This window comes from Rubripirellula tenax (genome assembly GCF_007860125.1).
In the GTDB taxonomy this organism is placed as follows: domain Bacteria; phylum Planctomycetota; class Planctomycetia; order Pirellulales; family Pirellulaceae; genus Rubripirellula; species Rubripirellula tenax.
Window position 1 is genome coordinate 230,234 of record NZ_SJPW01000007.1, and the last position, 21,687, is coordinate 251,920.

General features: G+C 56.8%; 18 protein-coding genes. 11 read left to right on the forward strand and 7 right to left on the reverse strand.

Going from position 1 to position 21,687, the window contains the following annotated elements; all coding sequences use genetic code 11:
• Window positions 1-1,014 (reverse strand): AAA family ATPase, encoded by a 1,014-nt coding sequence (locus Poly51_RS24390; RefSeq protein ID WP_146461020.1) that lies wholly within the window; start codon window positions 1,012-1,014, stop codon window positions 1-3.
• A gap of 203 nt (window positions 1,015-1,217) precedes the next feature.
• On the opposite strand from Poly51_RS24390, the gene Poly51_RS24395 reads away from it, so the two are divergent.
• The 8 genes from Poly51_RS24395 to Poly51_RS24430 all read left to right on the forward strand — a co-directional run bounded on the left by Poly51_RS24395 (window position 1,218) and on the right by Poly51_RS24430 (window position 11,683).
• Window positions 1,218-2,810, forward strand: coding sequence for a DUF1559 family PulG-like putative transporter (locus tag Poly51_RS24395; protein ID WP_186775778.1), 1,593 nt, complete (start codon window positions 1,218-1,220; stop codon window positions 2,808-2,810).
• A gap of 193 nt (window positions 2,811-3,003) precedes the next feature.
• Window positions 3,004-4,041 (forward strand): hypothetical protein, encoded by a 1,038-nt coding sequence (locus tag Poly51_RS24400; protein ID WP_146461650.1) that lies wholly within the window; start codon window positions 3,004-3,006, stop codon window positions 4,039-4,041.
• 73 nt (window positions 4,042-4,114) lie between these two features.
• On the forward strand, window positions 4,115-4,357 hold the full coding sequence (locus tag Poly51_RS24405; protein WP_146461025.1) for a hypothetical protein: 243 nt from the start codon (window positions 4,115-4,117) through the stop codon (window positions 4,355-4,357).
• Window positions 4,358-4,386: 29 nt separating this feature from the next.
• Complete coding sequence (gene xerC / locus Poly51_RS24410) at window positions 4,387-5,292, forward strand: tyrosine recombinase XerC (RefSeq protein ID WP_146461027.1); 906 nt, start codon at window positions 4,387-4,389, stop codon at window positions 5,290-5,292.
• 78 nt (window positions 5,293-5,370) lie between these two features.
• Window positions 5,371-7,029: an arylsulfatase gene (locus tag Poly51_RS24415; RefSeq protein WP_146461029.1), complete on the forward strand. Its 1,659-nt coding sequence runs from the start codon at window positions 5,371-5,373 to the stop codon at window positions 7,027-7,029.
• 151 nt (window positions 7,030-7,180) lie between these two features.
• A complete protein-coding gene (locus Poly51_RS24420; RefSeq protein WP_246114736.1) occupies window positions 7,181-8,263 on the forward strand; it encodes a polyprenyl synthetase family protein in 1,083 nt (360 codons plus the stop codon).
• A gap of 126 nt (window positions 8,264-8,389) precedes the next feature.
• Complete coding sequence (locus tag Poly51_RS24425) at window positions 8,390-9,970, forward strand: Gfo/Idh/MocA family protein (RefSeq protein WP_146461031.1); 1,581 nt, start codon at window positions 8,390-8,392, stop codon at window positions 9,968-9,970.
• A gap of 363 nt (window positions 9,971-10,333) precedes the next feature.
• On the forward strand, window positions 10,334-11,683 hold the full coding sequence (locus Poly51_RS24430; RefSeq protein ID WP_146461034.1) for a sulfatase-like hydrolase/transferase: 1,350 nt from the start codon (window positions 10,334-10,336) through the stop codon (window positions 11,681-11,683).
• A 149-nt stretch (window positions 11,684-11,832) separates the two neighbouring features.
• On the opposite strand, the gene Poly51_RS24435 is transcribed toward Poly51_RS24430, so the two are convergent.
• From Poly51_RS24435 to Poly51_RS24445, 3 genes are all read right to left on the reverse strand, one after another.
• Window positions 11,833-12,489, reverse strand: coding sequence for a hypothetical protein (locus Poly51_RS24435; RefSeq protein ID WP_146461036.1), 657 nt, complete (start codon window positions 12,487-12,489; stop codon window positions 11,833-11,835).
• A 48-nt stretch (window positions 12,490-12,537) separates the two neighbouring features.
• The gene (locus Poly51_RS24440; protein ID WP_146461038.1) at window positions 12,538-13,131 is read right to left on the reverse strand and encodes a peroxiredoxin; all 594 of its coding nucleotides are present in this window, start codon (window positions 13,129-13,131) and stop codon (window positions 12,538-12,540) included.
• A gap of 123 nt (window positions 13,132-13,254) precedes the next feature.
• Complete coding sequence (locus tag Poly51_RS24445; RefSeq protein WP_246114737.1) at window positions 13,255-14,790, reverse strand: sulfatase; 1,536 nt, start codon at window positions 14,788-14,790, stop codon at window positions 13,255-13,257.
• 299 nt (window positions 14,791-15,089) lie between these two features.
• On the opposite strand from Poly51_RS24445, the gene Poly51_RS24450 reads away from it, so the two are divergent.
• Entirely contained in the window at window positions 15,090-15,989 is a 900-nt protein-coding gene (locus Poly51_RS24450; protein ID WP_246114738.1) for a polysaccharide deacetylase family protein, read from the forward strand.
• A gap of 169 nt (window positions 15,990-16,158) precedes the next feature.
• Window positions 16,159-17,283 carry a glycosyltransferase gene (locus Poly51_RS24455; protein ID WP_246114776.1) on the forward strand — a complete coding sequence of 375 codons (1,125 nt, stop codon included), beginning with the start codon at window positions 16,159-16,161 and terminating at the stop codon, window positions 17,281-17,283.
• Window positions 17,284-17,346: 63 nt separating this feature from the next.
• On the opposite strand, the gene Poly51_RS24460 is transcribed toward Poly51_RS24455, so the two are convergent.
• Both Poly51_RS24460 and Poly51_RS24465 read right to left on the reverse strand, forming a co-directional pair.
• Window positions 17,347-17,970 carry a superoxide dismutase gene (locus tag Poly51_RS24460; RefSeq protein WP_146461043.1) on the reverse strand — a complete coding sequence of 208 codons (624 nt, stop codon included), beginning with the start codon at window positions 17,968-17,970 and terminating at the stop codon, window positions 17,347-17,349.
• Between the two features lie 79 nt (window positions 17,971-18,049).
• Entirely contained in the window at window positions 18,050-20,224 is a 2,175-nt protein-coding gene (locus Poly51_RS24465; protein WP_186775779.1) for a sensor domain-containing diguanylate cyclase/phosphohydrolase, read from the reverse strand.
• A gap of 411 nt (window positions 20,225-20,635) precedes the next feature.
• On the opposite strand from Poly51_RS24465, the gene Poly51_RS24470 reads away from it, so the two are divergent.
• Window positions 20,636-21,211, forward strand: a complete 576-nt coding sequence (locus tag Poly51_RS24470; RefSeq protein WP_146461047.1) for an RNA polymerase sigma factor — start codon at window positions 20,636-20,638, stop codon at window positions 21,209-21,211.
• Window positions 21,212-21,246: 35 nt separating this feature from the next.
• On the opposite strand, the gene Poly51_RS24475 is transcribed toward Poly51_RS24470, so the two are convergent.
• Window positions 21,247-21,603, reverse strand: a complete 357-nt coding sequence (locus Poly51_RS24475; protein ID WP_146461049.1) for an ATP-dependent Clp protease adaptor ClpS — start codon at window positions 21,601-21,603, stop codon at window positions 21,247-21,249.
• Between the last annotated feature and the right edge of the window lie 84 nt (window positions 21,604-21,687).

Consider the following 21,687-nt stretch of genomic DNA (forward strand, 5'->3'; position numbering starts at 1 on the left):
TCAATCCTCGGCCAGCAAACGTTCCACGATATCGCGAGCCGTCAAACCTTCGGCCTGGGCCGCGAAGGTCGTGATCAATCGATGCGTCAGCACGCATTTCGCGACGTAGCGAACGTCCTCGCTGCGAACCATATACGATCCTTCAAGCGCAGCGCGTGACTTAGCGCCCAAAATCAAATCCTGGACCGCTCGCGGTCCTGCACCCCACGAAACCAGCGGCAACAACCATGCCGGCGCCGTTCCACCGGCGGGTCGGGTCTTGCGAACCAAACGGGCCGCGTCCGTATAGATGTGATCCGGAACAGGGATACGACGCACCAAGTCTTGGTGAGCAATGATGTCGTCGGGCGTCATCAAGTGTTTCAACGTCGGCAGACTTCCGCCCGTCGTCGTTCTCGCGATCGCAATCTCTTCATCCTCCGACGGATAATCCAATTCGATCAACGACATGAATCGATCCAACTGCGCTTCGGGAAGCGGGTACGTGCCCTCTTGTTCGACCGGATTTTGAGTCGCCAAGACCATGAACGGCGGCGGCAAATCGAACGACTTGCCCACGACGGTGATCCGTTGTTCTTGCATCGCTTCCAACATCGCCGCCTGAGTCTTGGGAGGCGCGCGGTTGATTTCGTCGGCCAAGATGATGTTGGCGAACAACGGACCGTGCGCGAACTGAAATTCACGCCGGCCTTGCCCGTCGTCTTGCAGGATATCGGTGCCGGTGATGTCCATCGGCATCAAGTCGGGCGTGAACTGGATACGGCTAAACTTCAACGACATCGTTTCGGCCAACTTGCTGACCAACAGCGTCTTGGCCAATCCGGGCACACCCATCAACAGCGCGTGCCGCCGTGCAAACAGACAGACCAACAACTGATCGATTGTATCGCGTTGCCCGACGACGACTCGCGACAGTTCATCGCAAAGCTGGGCGTGGGCTTGGCCCAAACGATCGACCGCTTGAACGTCATCGTCGCTGAGCGATTCGTTTGCTGCCGAGACCGTCTGAGACATCGTCAAGTTCCTTAAACTAAGAAAAGTTTGGCTACGAAATTCAAGTTTCCAGGCATCCCGATACGGCTACCGTTATAGTCGTTTGGAAGATCGCAATCACGCTTTCGTTCGCGTTCGAGTCCATTTTTTGATGGGAGTTCTGTTCGATGTGGATTTCTGGTTTTCGCCTAGCTGGTTGCCTACCGTGTTTTCTCACCGCGCTGATGACCGTTCCGCCGAGCGGATATTCGCAGGATACGGCGTTGCCGGATGTTGTTGGGCCCGACCACGTTCCTGATGATGCAATCGCGATGGCTGTCGCTTCGCCGAGCGAGTTGATCAAGAATCCGGCGCTCGAATTGTTTCCGGTCGAAGTATTTCGCGTCCAAGTCGAAGAGCAAGTCGGGTTCGACCCCGCCGACATCGAATCGGTCCGTTTCGTCGCCGGTATGTCCGCGAACGGCGAACCGCAATTCGGCGGCGTTTTCACTCACCAGGGTGAAGTCAACGTGGACTTGCTGGCCAGCACCTTGGGCAGCAACGGTGAAGAATCAGAACAAGGAGCACTCCGTTTACGTTCGATCGAAGGCCCACCCGGAACGGTTCTTTGCAACGTATCACCGACGATGATCTACATCGGCATGCGTGACTATCTTGCGCCGATGCTTGCCGCCAAAAACGGCAAGGGCCCGTTGCCTCTTCTGGCTTCGACGATCCCGGCCCGTCCTGGACTCAACGCGGCGATCGCGATGGAGTCGATTCGACCGATGGTCAGCGGCGCGGCGATGGGACAGGCGCACTTGATGGCGCCGTCATTGCAACCGTTGGCCGAAATCCCCAGGTTGACCGACGCGATCAAGATCTATGCAAATTTGGACGGCGCATCAGGGACTCTGGAACTCACTTTCTTGGGCACCGACGTTGACGCGGCAGTTCGGATCGAATCGATCTTGAATGAGTCCTTGGTTGCGGCACGTGAGTTAGCGATCGCCGAAGTCGGCCGCAGTTTGACCACATCAGGTGAATCCGATGCGATGCGCGATGCGATCGACTCTTACGCGGCGCGGGTGACGAAAACGGTGATCGAAACTCTAGCGCCCCACCGCGACGGCGTTCAAGTGACGCTGCGAATCGATTCACCCGTCGGCATCGGCAGTGCCGGTATGATCGCGGGCCTACTGATGCCGGCCATTCAATCGGCTCGTGTGACGGCCGGTCGCATGAGCACGGCGAACAATTTCAAACGAGTCGGACTAGCGCTTCACAACTATCACTCCGCCTACCGAGAATTGCCGCGTTCGGCGATCGCCGACGAGGACGGCAAACCACTTTTGAGTTGGCGCGTTGCGATCTTGCCCTTCATCGAAGAACAAGAGCTGTATCAAAAGTTTCATTTGGATGAACCTTGGGACAGCGAACACAACCTGCCGCTGTCGAAAAAGTTGCCGGCCGCTTTCGAGACGCCGGGAACTCAGCTTCGTGCTGGCGAGACGGTGATCCAGGCCGTTGTCGGGAAGGACATCGGAATGCGTCCGATCGAGTCGACGAAGTTTCGAGACTTCTTGGATGGGCTCAGCAATTCGATTCTCTGTGTCGAAGTACGTCCCGAGGCGGCGGTTCCCTGGTCAAAGCCCGCCGACGCCGAATTTGATCTGGAAGATCCCTTGGCGAATTTGAAAGGGACACCGGACGACGGTTTCCATGTCTTGATCGGTGACGGCGCTGTTTCATTCTTGAATGACAAGATCGAACCGGGGCTGTTCAAAGCTCTTCTGACCCGCGCGGGGAAAGAGATAATCCAAGAGGTGTTGCCGTAACGCGGACGCCCGTCACCTGGGTCCATGGAACTTCATGCGAAAACTTTGACGATGCGGTAAAGTTTGCGGGTTCCGACGGCCGATCAATTGAAACGGGGGTGGGGATGATGTGCGCAGTGTCCACTTGCGCCGGCAAACCACCGTGAAACTTCAAACGACTCTTGGCAACACCTTCTTCGCAGCCGTGCTGGGCATGGCGGTGATGTTGGGTGGTGGCTGTTCGCTGTTCCCGGAAACTCGGCAACGAGATTCGGTACACAATCCGTTTCCACAATTGAAACGGATCGCGATCCTGCCGTTCTATAACCAGTCCAACGAGCCGACGGTCGACACTCAATTGGTCGCCGAAAAATATTACGCCTCATTGCAGGCGATCCCCGGATTCGAAGTGCTGCCCATCGGAGTCACCAAGGCCCAGTGGTTACAGTATGCAATGGCTTACGGTGAACCCACCACCGGCGCCGACTTCCAGCGGTTGGCGCGAATGATGGGCGTCGAAGCGATCGTTGTTGGTTCCGTAACGGACTTCGATTCGTTCTATCCGCCACGAATGGCGATGACGGTTCACTGGTATGCGGCCAACGACGGGTTTCACACCATCCCCGCCGGTTACGGATTGCCGTGGGGCACCGAAGCCGAGAAGCAAATCCCGAAGCGCATCACTCGCGAAGCCGAGTTTGAATTGGCGCGCAGCCAACTAGCGACTCAAACACCGATATCCAACGGGCCCAGCTTGCTGCCGCCGCCCAACGCAACCTTGTCGCCGCCGATGGTGGATCAAGCATCCGTGGAGATGGAAACGCAATGGGAAGATGCTCCCCACGGCGACGTTCCCTATGACAATATGCCGTACGGAGATATGGCATACGGCGATGCCTCGGCTTTCGACTACGCCGACATGGCGGCTCCCCTGCCGCCGGCTTGGCCCGATCCAACCGACTTGATCCCCGATCCACCGTCACCGGTTCGACCGGTTGCGATTGCTAGCACCGAACCGGTGCTCACTCACACACGAATCTATCGCGGGGATGACCCGTATTTCACAAATCGCCTCTCTGACTTCGTTGAAACGGGCGATGATGCGCGTTCGAGTGGTTGGCAGGGTTATCTAAGACGTAGCGATGATTTCATTTCTTTCTGTTGTCACTTGCACATCGTCGAAATGCTTGAATCTCGGGGCGGTGCCGAGCAAAGCGACCTCATCTTGCGTTGGCCCCTGAGCCGATACTGAAGCCAGGTTGGCTAGGCAATATTCTGGCACGCCGGCAAGCCTGGTCGCTTCTTGCATTTTGGACATGGACGCAATGGACACAGAAATCAATGTTCTCGCTTTGGTTAAAGGCGAAGAACGTTTCATTTTTCTTTTCGACGATGAAAACCGTGACGAAACGCTTCGCCAATTGGCGCGTTTCGCGGCCGATCCCGAGTTGGATTTTTCGTGGTACGACGCTGCGATGCTCAGTCGCAAGATTCGCGACGCGGTCCCCAGCGAAGACGATTTCCTAGCGAACGAATTCGACAGCTTGTCGATCGACGACTTCCATTGATCGCAATTCCTGGTTGAGGGACAGTATTTATGCGGAGGGCGATCGCGAGGTTCTTGACGTACTTGGCGTCCGAACGAAACGCTTCGGATTTGACCATCAAGGCCTACCGCGAGGATCTTTTCGGGCTGGTCGATTGGTTGGAATTGAACCACGGCCGAATCCCGGCGCCCAGCGAGTTGTCGCCTCATGATTTGCGAGCCTATCAAGCGGCGTTGCAACAAGCTGATTACGCTCGATCGACGATCTCAAGAAAATTGGCATCGCTGCGTAGCTTCTATAAGTTCGCCATGCGAGAAGGCATCGCGAAAATCAATCCGGCCAAGCCGTTGCGCAATCCGCGACGACAACGCAAGCTGCCCCACGTTCTAACCAACGACGAAGTCGGACGGTTGTTGTTAACGCCGCCCGCTGGTGACGCCGCAGGCCTGCGCGACCGCGCGATCCTGGAAACGATGTACTCGGCCGGGCTTCGGGTCAGCGAACTTGTCGGACTTCAAGACGGCGACTTCGACTTCGATGAACAGATCGTTCGCGTCCGCGGCAAAGGTCGCAAAGAACGGATTGCCCCGCTGGGCTCGTTCGCAATCAAGGCGATACAGCGATACCAGCCGTCTCGCATCCGCGATCCCAAGACGGAATCGCTCGGTCGCCAAGCACCGGTTTTCGTCAATCGCTTCGGCAACATCCTGACCACTCGCAGCGTCGGTCGAATGTTGGAAAAGTACATCGGCATCGCGCAGCTGGATTCACGCACCAGTCCACACACACTGCGACACAGCTTCGCGACTCACCTGTTGGACCGCGGCGCCGACATCCGCAGTGTCCAAGAATTGCTTGGTCACAAAAGCTTGGCGACCACGCAAATCTACACGCACGTCAGCGCAACGAACCTGCGCCAGGTCTACGAACGTGCTCACCCGCGCGCCAACATCTGATTCGTTGGGAATTGACTTGTCGAATGTCCGAGATGACATTGGGATCGCCGACATCCCATCCGACGACGAAAGGCCATCGTGTCCCAATTCCATGCCAAGTTCACGCACCTTTCGAGAATGGCTCTGATTCCGTTCATCGCTTGCATCGCGTTTTTCCTTCAAGCTTGCCTAGCGACACCGGTACAAGCCGCTTCGAACGATTGTCCGAACATCGTTTTGATACTCGCCGACGACCTCGGGTTCTCGGACCTCGGGTGCTATGGCGGCGAAATCGATACGCCGAACTTGGATCGTTTGGCCGCTCGCGGCGTTCGCTTCACCCAGTTCTATAACACGTCACGTTGCTGGCCGACTCGGGCTGCGATGCTGACGGGCTACTACGCACAACAGGTCCGCCGCGACGTTTTGCCGGGCGTCAAAGGTCGAGGCCAAGGCGATCGACCGCACTGGGCGCCGCTGTTACCAGAGATATTGGCGTCCGCCGGTTACCGAAGCCATCACAGTGGAAAGTGGCACATCGATGGCGAACCGATCGAATCGGGTTTTGAACGTACTTACTATCTTCGTGATTTGGGACGACTGTTTCGGCCGCGAACTCACTCGATCGACGGCGACGCGATCGCCCCGGTGACATCGGACGATGACTACTACGCGACGTCCTTCATTGCCGATCGCACGATCGAATTTTTGCAAGATCATCAAGCAAAGTTCGCCGACCAGCCATTTTTGTCCTACGTCGCGTTTAGTGTTCCCCATTTTCCTCTTCAAGCGTCACCCGCCGACATCGCTAAGTACAAGGGCCGTTACGATCGCGGTTGGGACGTGATGCGAGAAGAACGATTCGCAAAGCTGAAACGCGAACTGAAAATTCCCGCATCGCTATCGCCCTTGGAGTCCGACATCGGACCTCCGTACCACTTTGACAATGTGCGCGAGACGTTCGGTGACAAAGAGATCGAACGCGAGATTGCGTGGGACGAATTGACGACCGAACAACAAGAATTTCAATCGATGAAGATGGAAATTCATGCCGCGATGGTTGACCGCATGGACCATGAAATCGGACGCATCTTGGAACAGGTCGACGCCATGGGGGCGACCGACAATACGATGGTGATTTTTCTATCCGACAATGGCGCATCGGCCGAATTGATGGTGCGTGGCGACGGCCATGATCCCCAAGCTGCCAACGGCAGTGCGGAAACCCACCTGTGTCTGGGCCCCGGATTCTCGCGCGCCGCGAACACGCCCTTTCGACGCCATAAGACTTGGGTTCACGAGGGCGGTTCGGCGACGCCGCTGATCGTCAGCTGGCCGGCCAATATTTTGGACGGCGGTGGGTTACGAGACCAAGTCGGCCACGTGATCGATCTTGTTCCAACGATTGTCGAAGCCGCCACCGGGAAAGCACCCCAGTCCGTTACCGACGATGCGCCGCCCCTGCCGGGCAAGAGCTTGTTGCCGGCAATGACTGGCAACCAAGATATCCAGCGAGACTATCTGTGGTGGCTGCACGACGGACACCGGGCACTACGGGTTGGCGACTTCAAGATCGTTTCGAGCGAGGGCCATCCGTGGGAACTGTACGACTTGAGTCTGGATCGGTCGGAATGCAGCGACTTGGCGGCCGACCAGCCAGGCCGATTGGCGGCAATGATCGAGACTTGGCAACGACATGCCGACGAAACGGCGAAAGTGGTATCAGCGATCAATTCGACTTCGAAATCGGGGAAATGAACGGGTTCCGCGACTCGGGTGGTGCCTCCATGACCGCCTGCGTTACTCTTGTCGGACGAATCACGGTTAGCAAACCGCGGGCGATATTCGAATGCGTTGTCGCCAATGTGTCGCTTAGCTTTCCGTCGAACTTTCGCCCAATACGAAGATCATGAAGATGGACCTGACATCCGCTCGGCAATCGGATTTACCTGTGCCGACTGCACCTACCGAGTCGAGACCGACCGCCGCTCGTCCGTTGCCCAACAAAATCGGGTCGACACGGGACTTTTTTCGGCGGCTGTATGGTCCAATCGAACTGCCGCTTGCCGCCGTCGAAGATCGTATCGCGAGTGAATTGCAGAGCCCCTACGAAGCCGTCGGCGAAGTGCTGAGGCACGGTACGCAATTGGGTGGCAAAAGACTGCGTCCGGCCCTGGTTCTGCTGTCTGGGTCGGCCGTTGGAGACATGAACGATGATCATATCGTGCTGGGAACAGTGATCGAGATGGTTCACACCGCGACCTTGATCCACGACGACGTTCTGGACGACGCCGAAACGCGTCGCCACGTCGCGACGGTCAATGCAAAGTGGAACAATCACACCAGCATTCTGTTGGGCGACTACCTTTTCGCACAGAGCTATCGGCTTGCCGCGACGTTGTCGTCAACGACGGCGTGTCGATGGATCGGTGAAGCCGCGCGGTTGGTGTGCGAGGGCGAATTGCGACAGGTGCTGGGCCGCGAGAAACTGGACATCGACGAAGCGAGCTACTTCGACATGATCCGTGGCAAAACGGCGGAACTTTGCCGTGTCGCGTGTGAACTCGGCGCACATCACAGCGGCGGCAGCGCCGAGCAAGTTGCGGCAATGGGCCGTTACGGAAACGCCGTCGGCATCGCCTTCCAGATTGCCGACGATTACTTGGATCTTTGGGGGGATGACGAAACGGTTGGAAAAACGTTGGGTACAGACATCGAGCAGGGCAAAATCACCCTGCCGCTGATTCGATTGCTGGCGACGGCAAATCCGTCCGACCGGGGCCGAATCGAGCGAATCCTGCGAGGACCGGCGAAGGACCGCGTCGAACTGATTCGGCCATTCTTGCAAGCCAGCGACGCTCGGGAATACACGCAATCGGTGGCCGAGCGATTCAGGGGCGATGCGATTTCGGAACTGGATTTCTTGGAAAAATCCCAATCCAAGGCGTCGCTGCTGGCAATCGCCGACTTCAGCGTCGACCGTCGGTTTTAGTTCTGATTGGGCGGGCGACGGGTATGGTTGATTTCCTTGCCCAGAGCGTCCAATTGCGGAGGAGTTCGTGGCATAATAGGGGCCGTCACCGGTTTCCTACCTGAACCTCCCACCCCACCGACCCAGATGCCAAAACTCAATCGTCGCCACTTTTCATCGGTTGCTGCGTCCGCGCTCGCCGTCGCCGCGACCTCACGCCAGACATACGCCCAGAACGCCAATGACCAGAACGCCAATGACCAGGCCCCAAATGACCAGGCCCCAAATGACCAAGCCCCCGGCCCCAATGAACAGATCGAAGTCTGCATCGTCGGCGTTAATAGCCGCGGGATGGAGCACGTTCGAGGGTTCAACAAGGATCCGCGAACAACCATTCGCGCGATCGTTGACGTCGACCGCGAAGTCGGTCAGAAACGAGCCGAGAAGATCCTAGAAGTCCAAGGCAAAAAACCAGAAGTCTTTGTCGATGTGCGCGAGGCTCTTGAATCGGGAACCTTCGATGTATTGTCTTGCGCCACGCCGAATCACTGGCATGCCTTGTGCGGTATTTGGGCGATGCAAGCCGGCAAAGACGTCTACATCGAAAAACCGATCAGCCACAACATCCACGAGGGCCGCGCGTTGGTCGCGGCCTCGGCAAAGTACGGCCGAATTTTCCAAACGGGAACCCAGTGCCGAAGCAGCACCGCCTGCGCCGATGCCGCCAAGTTCATTGCCGATGGCGGAATCGGTGAATGCAACTTTGCTCGCGGCCTGTGTTACAAACGCCGCAAGTCGATCGGAGCCCTGGGGGACTATCCGGTGCCGTCAAACGTGGACTTCGAATTGTGGTCGGGACCGGCACCGTACACCGATCCAAAAGTGACTCGGAAGAGTTTCCACTACGACTGGCACTGGCAACGTCACTACGGAAACGGCGACTTGGGCAACCAAGGCCCTCATCAAACCGACGTCGCCCGCTGGGGATTGGGTGTGAATCGTCACCCCGAATCCATTATCAGCTACGGGTGCCGACTCGGTTACGACATCGAACGCAAGGACCCCGATTACGTCGATGCAGGCGACACGGCCAATACGGAAGTCTCAATTTACGATTACGGCGACAAGTGCTTGGTCTTCGAGACCCGAGGCTTGGATGTTACCGAATCCGCCGGCCCCGAAGTCGACGCGATGTTCGGCAAGGGTGGCGGCAACAAGATCGGCGTCATTTTCTACGGAAGCGAAGGATACGTGGCTCAAGTCTCCTACGATCGCTGCATCGTGTTTGACAAGGACATGAAACCAACGAAAGAGTTCAAGGCAAGGAACGTCGGCGACGCCCACTTCGCGAACTTCATCGACGCTGTTCAGTCACGTGACGCCGCGTCGATCAACGCCGACGCATTGACGGGCCACTTGTCCGCAGCGGTCAGTCACCTGGGCAACATTTCGTACTACCTGGGCGAAGACAACCATTCATCGGTCGACGAAATCAAGAAGGTCGTTTCGGGGATCAAGAGTCTCGACAACAACATCGAAACGCTTGAGCAAACGATCGCGCACCTGGAATCCAACGGCGTCGACTTGAACAAGACTCCGTTGTCGCTAGGGCCAAAACTGAACTTCGATCCCGAAAAAGAAACGTTCGTCGACAACACAGCCGCCGACGCATTGCTGACGCGGGTCTATCGCGAAGGTTTCGAAGTCCCCTCGGCCGACAAGGTCTAAGTTCGTCAACGTTCTCCCGTCTGTGAAACGGCAGAACTGCGAAGCCCGAAGCCCGAAGCCCGAGGTCGCGCGGCGCGCGACCCCGGGCAGGACGCGACGTGACCAATCGTGACAACGCAGGGGTTACACCACGTGAGATCTGTTGATGGGGATGTCGCGACCTTTTTCGAATCTTGCGATTCGCCGAACTGCTTCGGATGACATCATTCGGCAGCATCACTAGTGGTCGCCCGCCCCAGCGTGCTGCTGACTTCCTGCTCGTCGGCCCTCTGTTCGCTTACCACTGTCCGTTTACTTCTGTTCGCTTACCTCTACCTCTGTTCGATGAACTCGGGACGGTTAAGTTTGGGTAGAATGGGTGGCATGAAGATTCGAAATACAACGCTGCTATTGTTCACTTTGTGCTGCTGGAACGCCACCATCGCGGGCGAGACGACGCGGCCCAACATTCTGTTCATCTTTGCCGATGACATCGGACAGGAGGTGTTGCAGTGCTATGGAGGCCAGTCCTACGAGACTCCGAACCTGAATGAACTGGCACGGACCGGCATGAAGTTCACAAACGCTTCTAGCATGCCGGTGTGTCACCCGTCGCGATTGACATTGATGTCAGGAAAGTACCCGTTTCGACACGGCAAGGTGGGCTGGGGAGACTACCCCAAGGAAGCCGAAGCTCACACGTTTTCAAACCATCTGCAACGGGCGGGATACAAGACCGGCATCGCTGGCAAATGGCAGCTTTGTTTGCTGGGCGACGACCCGCTGCACCCCAGGCGAATGGGATTCGACCACTGGGACCTATTTGGCTGGCACGAAGGACCTCGGTACTACGAGCCGATGATTCATCAGAACGGCAAAGTGCGAACCGATACGCTCGGCCACTACGGTCCGGACTTGTACGTTCGAAGCGTCATTGATTTCATGAAGCGGAATCGTGACCAGCCTTTCCTGGCCTACTACTCGATGGCGGTTGCCCACGAAGTCACCGACGACCTGACACCACCGGTGCCACATGGACCGTTCGGGCGTTATGACAATTACGCTGAGATGGTGGCCGAGACGGACCGGAACGTTGGCCGATTGGTGGCAGCGGTGAATGCGCTGGAGCTTAGAGAAAAGACATTGATCTTGTTTGTGGCTGACAATGGAACGCCGCCCGAGATCATCATTCGAGCCGAGGGGAACGATCTGATAAAGGTGCCCGTGGTGTCCCGGTGCAACGGTCTGGATATCCCCGGCGGAAAGAAACAACTAACCAATGCTGGCACCAACGTACCGATGATCGCCAACTGGTCCGGCGCAATCGGGCCGGGCCAGGTGGTTCATGACCTAGTCGACTTCAGCGACTTCTTACCCACGTTCATGGATCTGGCTGGCCAACCGATCCCCGATGACGCCAACCTGGATGGCGTCAGCTTCGCCGATCGCCTGCGAGGCTTAGCTGCTTCCCCGCGTTCGTTTGCCTACTGCGAAGAAGCTGTCTTGCCGAAACCGGGTGGCGTCGAGCCTGATGGCAAAAGCTCGGGATTGAAATGGGTGCGCACCCAGGACTGGAAGCTCTACAACGACGGACGACTTTTTCATATGTCCGAAGATCCACATGAGCAGTATCCGCACGCGGCTTCGGAAGACGAAGTCACACGATCAGCAATACGCACACAGCTCCTTGGATTCTTCGAAGACTTGAACGCACCAGCGAGGGTCAATCGCTGATACGTGCCATTCGTCGACGAAAAGATCGGGGGCAATTCGAACTGGGATGCACGGGGAAGTCCCCGGTGATGCCCGATCACCAGCTTGAGAACTTGCGTGCGGGAAAAGCGTGCCGGACACAGTTTTGGGCGTCGACACCTTTTTACGCTCTACGTCAATGGAATAGGGCTGGCGACCAGTTGTTGCCACAACTGAGTTAGCTCCGATTCGGTGGGCAACGTGCCGCTGCGGTCAATCACGATCCACGGGAGTGCCCTGCGGATGACTCCCTTTTCCAGGAAGTCACCGAACAGCCGCAATCGAAGCAGCGAATCGGTGGAGTGATTGGTCGTGAAGGGGCTGTCGTGCGTCCCCAACAACACGGCGATCGAATGCCCCTTGGACTTGGCAAGTGAAATCGGTGCGACCCCCGATCCACGGACTTCGTCGTCGCCCCACTGGTCCGATGGCACGAACGAATCGATGTCGTCACACATCACGTCGACGTCAATTTTCGGATGCGTATCCAACAAATCTGTTTGGATCGAGATACACGCTTCGACCACCAATCGATCCGATGTGGACGCAATCGGACTTAACACCAACCGCAATGCGAACGACTCATCGCCTTGCGGATAGTTCACATGCCACTGGTTACCACGAACGAATTGCTCGCCCGCGGCCGGCAGTCGGTCGTCGTCGACACTGGCGAGTGAAAGGGCACCGCATTGAATCCCGGCGCTTCCGCCGCGAGCATCGAATTTCCATGGCTCACCACCGCAATGCAGTTGGGCCAATCCGAGTCCATCGGTTGTCCAATGATTCATCGTTGCTCGCGTTTTAAAAGGGGCAAACGTTAGGATTTCGGTTTTGTTCTAACCAGCGTACTCAGCACCAAAGAACTCTTTGCTCTTCTCGACATCTGGCTTGATCGTGCGACTGCCTTCTTTCCAGTTGGCCGGGCAAACTTCGCCGTTCTTTTCGAAGTACTGAAGTGCTTGCACCATTCGCAGCGCTTCATCGACGCTGCGGCCCAATGGCAAGTCGTTGACGACTTGGTGACGCACGACGCCGTCTTTATCGATCAAGAACAAACCTCGCAATGCCACGCCACCGTCAAGCAGCACGTCGTAGTCTCGCGAAATTTGCTTGTTCAAATCGGCGATCAACGGGTATTCGGTCTTCCCGATCCCACCCTGGTCACGCTTGGTGTTCGTCCATGCCAAGTGGGTGAAGTGGCTGTCGATTGAAACGCCCAAAATTTGCACACCCAGATCGGCAAAGTCTTTCGTCCGATCGCTGAACGCGATGATTTCCGTTGGGCAAACGAACGTAAAATCCAAGGGCCAGAAAAACAGTAGGACATGCTTGCCCTTGTAGTCGCTCAAAGAGATGTCTTTGAAAGTTCCGTCGGGCATCACCGCGGTGGCTTTGAAGTCGGGAGCCTGCTGAGTGACCAAAACGCTCATGGGTGTATTCTCTGGGAATCTGGTGGGGAACAAGTGTGATTGGTGATCGCGCGTACGACGTCATCACGATTTGACATCACTATTGGACGAGGGATCGATTTCGACAACCCGTCAAGGCGGTTTTCAGCGGACGATTTCGTCCGGATTGATCAACGAATCCTCCCAAAAATAGCCCTTCTCGCGACGTTCCAGAATGCGTGCGGCACTGCCAATGGCCAGCGGTTTTTCGTCACGCGGCAACCAGGCGGCCAGGCGGTCGGCGACTTTTCGGTGTTCGGTCGAAATTTTGCTGCCCGGCGCCATCAGGTTGTCACGTTCATCGGGGTCGATCGATCGGTCGTACAGTTCTTCGGATCCATCGACATAAACAATGTATCGCCATCGCTGGTCACAAACCGAATGATTGCCGACGTTATGTGTGCAGATCGCCGGACGTTTGCGAACGGTGGTCGGAGACTCGATTTGACGCCTCAGACTGATCCCTTCCAACCCCGGCGAGTGAACGATTCCGACCAAGTCGCATAGCGTCGGGTAAATGTCCAGCAATTCGGCCGGCTGTTCACATCGCAGACGCTCGTTGATCCCCGGGCCTGCAAAAATCAACGGCACATGCGTCGACCGCGCCCACAGCGAGTTCTTGCCCGAGATTGCTTTTTCGCCCAGGTGGTAACCATGGTCGCTCCAAAGCACGACGATGGTGTTGTCGGCGTACGGCGACGCGTCGAGTGCATCCAAAATGCGACCGACTTGGCTGTCGACGAAACTGACACAGGCGAGATACGAACGCACCAACGGCTTCGATTGATTGTTCGCCTTCAACCAACTGGTCCTCGGTTCAGGAAGATCCCAGTGGATGAACCATGACGCCAGTGGAGTGTCTTCGCGGTCACCTTCGACGATCGGCGGCATCGTCACCGATTCTTCCGGATACAGATCGAACCATTTTTGAGTCGCGTAACAGGGTACGTGAGGAAGAAAAAATCCGACCGACAAAAAGAAGGGTTGATTACCGCTGGCGGGCATCTTTTGAATTTCATCAACGGCCCATGATGCCACGGCCCAGTCACCCTTGTCTTCGTCGCGATGATCGAATGTTCCCCAGTCCATCAGATTGTGATTTCCACCTGGCGTTGGGGGAATCAGCTTCTGGTCGGGACGAATCCCCACTTGCGCAGGTGGCCCCCAAACGTCGCACTCCTCGTCTTGAAGTTTCCCTTTGCCGTAACCGCCATGATAAATCTTGCCACCGATCAACGTTCGGTAACCGTGATCATTGAAATGCTGGGGCATCATTCGGACCGACTTGAATTCAGACGTGTCGCGAATCCACGGTGATAGCCCGTAGACACCGGTCGTTGTTGGACGCCGCCCGCTCATCAGCGATGTGCGGCTCGGATTGCAAAGCGGCGCTTGGCAATGAGCATTGGTGAACGTGATACCTCGGTTGGCCAGCCGCTGCATGAACGGTGTTTTCACGTCCGGATGACCGCCAAGGGGTTCGACCCAGTCATTCAAGTCATCAATCGCGATCATCAAAATGTTGGGACGCTGTACGTTGGGACGCTGTACGCTGGGACGCGGTGTTTGAGCATCGGCCGTCGCCGTCAACCAAAAAACCAACATCAAAACAACCCAGCAGCGGATCAACGAAACGGCCATGAAATACACCACGTAAAGGACAGGATGGAATGGTGGGACGGAGTCTGGTCGGACTCATTGAAAGAGCCGGAATCATCATCCTAACCGACACAACCGCGTGGATCATGCCAATCGATAGCAGCGTCACAGTTTATCAACGGATTCACCCCGCTTGGGGTGAACGTGGTAAGCGGCGATCGCGTGACAGCGGTTGCGGGGTAAGTTTCATCGGTGCAAGTCTTGGATCATCGATTCGGATGCAACCACCGCCTGTTTTGCCTCGAGTCCGATCCGTTTTTGATCCGCGAAAAGTTGCCGCCATGCGATCGCTGAAGTTGGCCGCCCTGAACGCTCAAGTCATGTTGACTTCGCCGTTCCGCCGCGCTCGGATAAGGAAGGCCGCCGCCGAAGGCACGGCGCCCATCTCCGTCTCGTTTTATCATCGAGTCGCCGACACATGCGCGAACGATTGGACGATCAGCCGAGAACGATTTCTTCGACACATCGACTACTGTAAATCCCGTTTCGAAATGATCTCGTTGGCGGAAGTTCAACGGCGGGTTCGATCGCAACAGTCGCACAACGCAGCGATGTCCATCACGTTTGATGATGGCTACCGCGACAATTGTGAATTCGCATTGCCGTTGTTGATCCAGCGGGGCATCCCCTGCACGTATTTTGTGACGACGTGTAACGTCCGTGGTCAGATGCCGTTTCCACACGACGTGAAATCGGGCGAACCGTTGGCTGTGAACACGGTCCAACAGATTCGCGAGCTATCCGATGCCGGTGTCGAAATCGGTTGCCATACCCGGCAACACGTCGATTTTTCAAAGGTACACGACCAAGCCACCGTTCGCGACGAAGTCGTTCGAGCGAAATCAGAACTCGAACAAATGATCGGCCGCGAAGTTCGCTACTTTGCCTTCCCATTCGGTCTGCCCGCTCAATTGACCCAGGCAGCGATCGAAGCCGTTTCCGAGGCCGGGTTTGATGGATTCTGTAGCGCCTACGGCGCATACAACTTGGTCGGCCGCGACTGGTTCCATATCCGCCGCTTCCATGGCGATCCTGAATTCGCGCGGCTGAAAAATTGGTTGAGCATCGATCCAAGAAAAGTCCGTCAAGAACCTGAAGTGCGTTACTTCTTGCCGCCGGCAATGTCTTTCAAAGAAACATTCCCGATGATGGGCCGAACAACGCCCCTGTTCGCCCACTAGTCGTCCATTGCCGGCCGGATCCAACCGGGCTAGCGAAATTCGTTCGATGATTCCTGTGTTCAAACCCCAACCTAAACCAACCATGCTGTTTTCGCGCAAACGCCCTTGGCGTCCCGTCCCCAAACGATCGGATGTCGGACCACTACGGTGCGTCTTTGTCATCACCAGCATGCCCGTCGGAGGTGCCGAGACGCTGTTGGTCAACATGATGCGAAAAATGGATCCGGCTCGTATTCGCCCGGAAGTGGTTTGCTTGAAAGAACCGGGCCCGTTGGGCGATGAAATTTCCGGCGAGTTTCCGGTGCACAGCCATTTGATCGGCGGGAAGTTTGATGTGGGTGTTTTGCCGCGATTGGCGAAATTGCTGCACCGCAGACGGGCCGATATGGTCGTCACGGTGGGCGCGGGCGACAAAATGTTTTGGGGTCGTTTGGCGGCTCACATCGCCGGTGTTCCGGTGATCGCGTCGGCACTGCATTCGACGGGATGGCCCGATGGTGTCGGCAAGCTGAACCGAACGCTGACGCGAATCACCGATGCCTTTATCGGCGTGGCAGACTCGCACGGCCAATTCTTACGAGACTTCGAAAAATTCCCCGCGGACAAGGTTCACGTGATTCGAAACGGTGTGGACTGCGCTCGATTTTCGCCAAACGATCAGGCGCGAGCAGATGTTCGCGCCGAACTCGGACTGAACGCCGACACACCACTGATTGGAATCGTCGCGGCGCTTCGAAGCGAAAAGAATCATGCGATGCTGGTTCGTGCGGCGGCGGCGATGCGAGATCGCCAACCCGATGCTCATTGGATCATCGTTGGCGACGGACCCGAGAGAGCCGGCATTGAGTCCTTGGCAGCAGAACTGAACATCGCTGATCGGATTCACTTGCTGGGCACTCGGTACGACACGCCGCGATTGGTTTCTTCACTGGATGTGTTCACGTTGTGTTCGCTGAACGAGGCTTCGCCGGTTTCGATTTTGGAAGCGCTCGCGTGCGAAGTCCCCGTGGTTGCGACCGACGTTGGTTCCATCAAGGAATCGATTATCAACGGCGAAACTGGATACTTGATCGCGGTGGAAGATGACGCGGCGATGGCCGACGCGGTCGACCGTATGTTGTCCGACGCGGCAGCTCGCCAGCAGATGGGAAGCTCGGGTCGCAAGCTGGTCCAAGAAACCGGGTCCCTCGAATCGATGGTCGAAGGCTATACCCGGTTGGGCATCGAACTGTATGACGCCAAAGTTTGCCGACCTGCGACGAAACTTGTCGCCGCCAGATCGGTCACTTCTTGATCCGCAATAGCAACTACGTCGGCATGACCAACGGTTGAATTTTGCGATCGTAGCCGGACTTAACTACTTTGCGGCTGCGAATCGTGCGGCAACGGCGTCCCAATCGACAACGTTCCAGAACGTCGTGACATAGTCGGGACGTCGGTTTTGGTAGTTCAAGTAGTACGCGTGCTCCCAAACATCCAAACCCAAAATCGGTGTGCCGCCGATACCGGCGATGGCTGCACCCATCAAGGGACTGTCTTGATTGGCGGTGCTGCCGATCTTGAGCGATCCGCCTTCGACGTACAGCCATGCCCAACCGCTGCCGAAGCGAGTCGCGGCGGCCGCGCCGAACAGTTCTTTCATCTTGTCGAACGAACCGAACGCCGAATCGATCGCAGCGGCCAGATCGCCGGTCGGGTTTCCGCCTTTTCCGGGGCCCATCACGGTCCAGAACAACGAGTGATTGGCGTGACCGCCACCGTTGTTGCGGACGGCGCCCTTCTTGTCGTCAGGTACCGATCCCATGTCCGAGATCAGGTCTTCGATGGACTTGCTTTCCAACGGAGTGCCAGCGATCGCATCGTTGACCTTGCTGATGTACGCCTGGTGGTGCTTGGTATGGTGGATTTCCATCGTCTTGGCGTCGATGCTAGGGGCGAGTGCATCGTGCGCGTAAGGCAATGCGGGCAAAGTATAGGCCATGGCCGAGGGCTCCTTGGAAAGGGATGGTGAAACCATAAGTTTCCAGGACGATAGCGGTCCGTCCAGCCCCCGCAAGTGCCTAGGCCGAATCCGGACGCATCAATTCGCCCATCAAGTAGCTTCGCAGACTGTTTATTACCTGCGAAAAGCATGCTGCGACGTCCTGGCCGCGTCGATCGCGATTGCGAATTGGTTGCAACTGGGCGTGCACATTGGTGCGATTGAAGGACCGACCGGTCGAACGCTCTTCGCGGCTCTCGCTAAGCGTCAATTGGACTCGCAGAGCCATTTGCTGGTCGGCTCGCCGTCGGCCGCCACGCGAATACGTGGCGTTCATCTTGATCGACACTTGGTTTTCGTCCACGCTGATGATTTCGGCGTTGTGGTCGGCGATGAAGCCTCGCAATTTTTCAATCACCAAATCAACAGGTACCGGCGAGACGATATCGAATTCACCGTTCTCGATCGGCCCTGACCCTGTCAACCATTCCAACCAACCGCGGGTGGCGACGGTTTCGTCGGCCGGTGACTGCATCACATTCCCGGCACCCAATTGGATGACGCGGTTGCGACCGTTGTCTTTTGCTTTCAACAGCGCCCTATCCGATCGCGCCAGTACCGTTTCGGCGGTATCGCCCGATTGAAACTCGGTTACACCGAAACTGGCGGTGACGGCCTCGCCACCCAGCGACGGCAGGGGCGTTGATTCGAGTGCAATACGAATCGCTTCGGCGCGTTTCGATGCAGTTGCGTTGTCACAATTCGGCGCCAACAGTAAGAACTCTTCGCCCCCGTATCGTGCGACCGTGTCGCCATCGCGGCTGTGGGCACGAAGGACGGCGGCAAAGCTTTTCAACGCTTCATCACCGGCGGGGTGGCCGTGAACGTCGTTCACGCGTTTGAAGTGGTCAATGTCACAGATGATCAAACTAAAACTCGGACCGCCGGCGATTGTCGCTTCTGTCAGATCTTCCAATTGATTGTCGAAGTGCGCGCGGTTGGCAACGCCCGTCAATGGATCTTGTGTCGTTTGATGGTGAAGCGCTTCAAGACGCTCTTGCAGCGTCGCTTGATCCGACAAGTCACGCACCGTGACAACGGTACCGTATACGCCGGGGACCGAACCGGCCACGGGCGATACATGCACTTGCACCGGAGTCGGAGTTTTACCGGGCTGCTCGATCATCATCGAACGGACGATCGCGCTGCCCTGGGCCAGACAATCGCGGATCAGACAGGCGTCCTCGTCACGGACGAGGTCTTCGTCTCGCAATCGAAGCGAATCGTTGCTGAATCGTTGACCAACGATCGCGTCGGCGGCGATCGCCGTCAATCGCTGCATCGATGCATTCCAGTGAGTGATGGTGCCTTCGCCGTCGGTGAAGGCGACACCGTCTTTCTGGTTTGCAAACATTTGTTGAAAGAACAGCACTTCGCGTTTGTGGACGACACTCGATGCGGATTTGCGACTGGCGGGTGATTCGGCGACCGTCCCCCAAATCGACGGAGCCGCATTGTCCTGTAATTGACGCAACCAACGATCGACGACGATGCGGTGAAGCATCTCGGGCCGTTCTTCCAGCATGCGGCTGAATTCGCCGACCAATTCGGGATCGAATTGAGTCGACGCATGTTGGTTTAGTTCTTGAATGGCGCGTTCACGGCTCATGGCGGGCCGGTAAACCGTATCCGTCGTCATCGCGTCAAAAGCATCTGCGATCGCCAGCATTCGTGAACCGATCGGCAACGCGCTGCCACGAGGACCATCGCCATGCCGGCGACTGTCGTACCACGTGTTGGCGTAACGGATGATGTCCAGCAATTCGTGATCGCCGGTGCAACCACGCAAGATCTCGCAGCCCAGTTCGGGGATCAGCTCCATCGTCAGTTGTTCGTCGACAGACAATTTGCCCGGCTTCCGAAGGATGCGATCGGGAATCCCGATCTTCCCCAAGTCGTGCAGCAACGCAGCGACCTCGATTCGGTCACGCGTATCTTCGTCCAAACCCAACCGTTGCGCCCATGCCGAACAGGACAGCGCGACTCGCAGGCAGTGCGCAGCGGTCGGGGCGTGCTTCGTTCGCAGCGAATAGAACAGCGACGTTGCCATTCCCAACCGAACGACTGCCAACCGATTCTCGAACGGCAAGTCGCTCGAATCGGCAGCGCCAAATTCCGCAGCAGCGACCGATTCTCGAAGGCCGGCCAGCAAGTTTCCTACCCGAGACGGTGTCGACTGGGAGCCGGAATTCAACGAAAAATCTCTGCTGCTCTCTACCATCACAACGGTACAGTCAGAGTTCGCCGGCATGTTTGTAGGGATTGTATTGGTCATACGGGACAACGCGTCCGGGGAGAGCGGTAAAAGGGTATCGATAAGGAAGCCTACGTCACGTAATCACGGCCGCACGACCGTGTTGTCAACTTGGTCACGCGATGGAGCCCCACCCAGGGGAATGGATCGATCGATCGGAATATCAGGGAATGCTTGCGATCGGCATCATTGCTACCTACTATGCGTCTATCCCTTATTCGTCGATTTCGGATGGGGAGATCGCCGTTTTTGGCGGATTCAACGACTCCCCCCCAGTCAGTGTGGCTTTCATTTGGGGCGATCGGTGAATTCGGCCAATCAGTTTTCCACCTAATGATCGGTGCTTTTCGAGTGAGTCTCTCCGAAGTCGACCGTGCTCTGCTTCAACGATGCCTGGACCAAGCTCCACGCGCGTGGCAAGACTTCGTTGACCGATTCCTGGGGCTTGTCGTCCATGTCGCCAACCACACGGCCCAGTCGCGTGGTTTGACGATCGATATGGCGACACGCGACGATTTGGTGGCGGATGTCTTTCTGACGCTCGTCGCTGGCGACTATGCGGTACTGCGCCGGTTCCGTCGCAACAGTTCGCTGGCGACTTATTTGACCGTCGTCTCGCGGCGAGTCATCGCAAGACGACTGACTCAATCCGCTGCCGAGGTCTCCGCATCAGGCCAGTCATCCAATGGGCAAGCGGGCGGGGAAGGTAACGGTCACCATGAATCCGACATCTCGCGAATCGATGACCGTGAAGAAATTCAGCAACTGATGATGCGTCTGGATTCGACCGAAGCCAATGTGGTCCGGATGTACCATCTAGAAGGCAAGTCGTACGACGAAATCAGCCGCGCCGTTGGCATGAGTCTGAACAGCGTCGGCCCGGTGCTGTCACGCGCCCGTGACAAGATGAAAAACGGCCGCGGCTGATTCCTGCGGCCGATTGATAACAACGGACTTCGCTGTTATTCCGTGACGGGTTCGATCGTCGCCGACATACTGCCCTTGCACCGCGCGATCATCTCGTCTTTACCGAACGCCTTGATTTGGTCGCGTTTCAATTCGGCGTGCTCTAACGTTGTGGTCAGACAGATTGCCTTTCCACCTAGGTCGACCTGTTTGGCGATCTGGAATCCGGCTTCGATCGGATGGTGAAACAACCGCTTCATCATCAAAACGACGTAATCGTAACTATGGTCAGGGTCATCCCAAAGCACCACGTTATAGCGAGGCTGCTTCTTGGGCTTCCGTTTTTCGTCGCGCTGCTGTCTTCGGCTGATCTCGACTTCAGGCTCGGCCACCATTGATTGTTGTTCTGCCATTGTGGACCACACTCCTTGCTATTCAGACTCTTCGTATCATTTCGGCTCGGTACATACGTTTGGTACCATCGCAACACGTTACTA

What these genes read in the sequence shown, in the direction of transcription:
- Poly51_RS24390 (WP_146461020.1), bottom strand. Translation starts at nt 1,014, where the DNA reads ATGTCTCAGACGGTCTCGGCAGCAAACGAATCGCTCAGCGACGATGAC.
- Poly51_RS24435 (WP_146461036.1), bottom strand. Translation starts at nt 12,489, where the DNA reads ATGAATCATTGGACAACCGATGGACTCGGATTGGCCCAACTGCATTGC.
- Poly51_RS24425 (WP_146461031.1), top strand. Translation starts at nt 8,390, where the DNA reads ATGCCAAAACTCAATCGTCGCCACTTTTCATCGGTTGCTGCGTCCGCG.
- Poly51_RS24455 (WP_246114776.1), top strand. Translation starts at nt 16,159, where the DNA reads ATGCCCGTCGGAGGTGCCGAGACGCTGTTGGTCAACATGATGCGAAAA.
- Poly51_RS24395 (WP_186775778.1), top strand. Translation starts at nt 1,218, where the DNA reads ATGACCGTTCCGCCGAGCGGATATTCGCAGGATACGGCGTTGCCGGAT.
- Poly51_RS24420 (WP_246114736.1), top strand. Translation starts at nt 7,181, where the DNA reads ATGAAGATGGACCTGACATCCGCTCGGCAATCGGATTTACCTGTGCCG.
- Poly51_RS24430 (WP_146461034.1), top strand. Translation starts at nt 10,334, where the DNA reads ATGAAGATTCGAAATACAACGCTGCTATTGTTCACTTTGTGCTGCTGG.
- Poly51_RS24475 (WP_146461049.1), bottom strand. Translation starts at nt 21,603, where the DNA reads ATGGCAGAACAACAATCAATGGTGGCCGAGCCTGAAGTCGAGATCAGC.
- Poly51_RS24440 (WP_146461038.1), bottom strand. Translation starts at nt 13,131, where the DNA reads ATGAGCGTTTTGGTCACTCAGCAGGCTCCCGACTTCAAAGCCACCGCG.
- Poly51_RS24400 (WP_146461650.1), top strand. Translation starts at nt 3,004, where the DNA reads ATGGCGGTGATGTTGGGTGGTGGCTGTTCGCTGTTCCCGGAAACTCGG.
- Poly51_RS24460 (WP_146461043.1), bottom strand. Translation starts at nt 17,970, where the DNA reads ATGGCCTATACTTTGCCCGCATTGCCTTACGCGCACGATGCACTCGCC.
- xerC (WP_146461027.1), top strand. Translation starts at nt 4,387, where the DNA reads ATGCGGAGGGCGATCGCGAGGTTCTTGACGTACTTGGCGTCCGAACGA.
- Poly51_RS24450 (WP_246114738.1), top strand. Translation starts at nt 15,090, where the DNA reads ATGCGATCGCTGAAGTTGGCCGCCCTGAACGCTCAAGTCATGTTGACT.
- Poly51_RS24445 (WP_246114737.1), bottom strand. Translation starts at nt 14,790, where the DNA reads ATGGCCGTTTCGTTGATCCGCTGCTGGGTTGTTTTGATGTTGGTTTTT.
- Poly51_RS24405 (WP_146461025.1), top strand. Translation starts at nt 4,115, where the DNA reads ATGGACACAGAAATCAATGTTCTCGCTTTGGTTAAAGGCGAAGAACGT.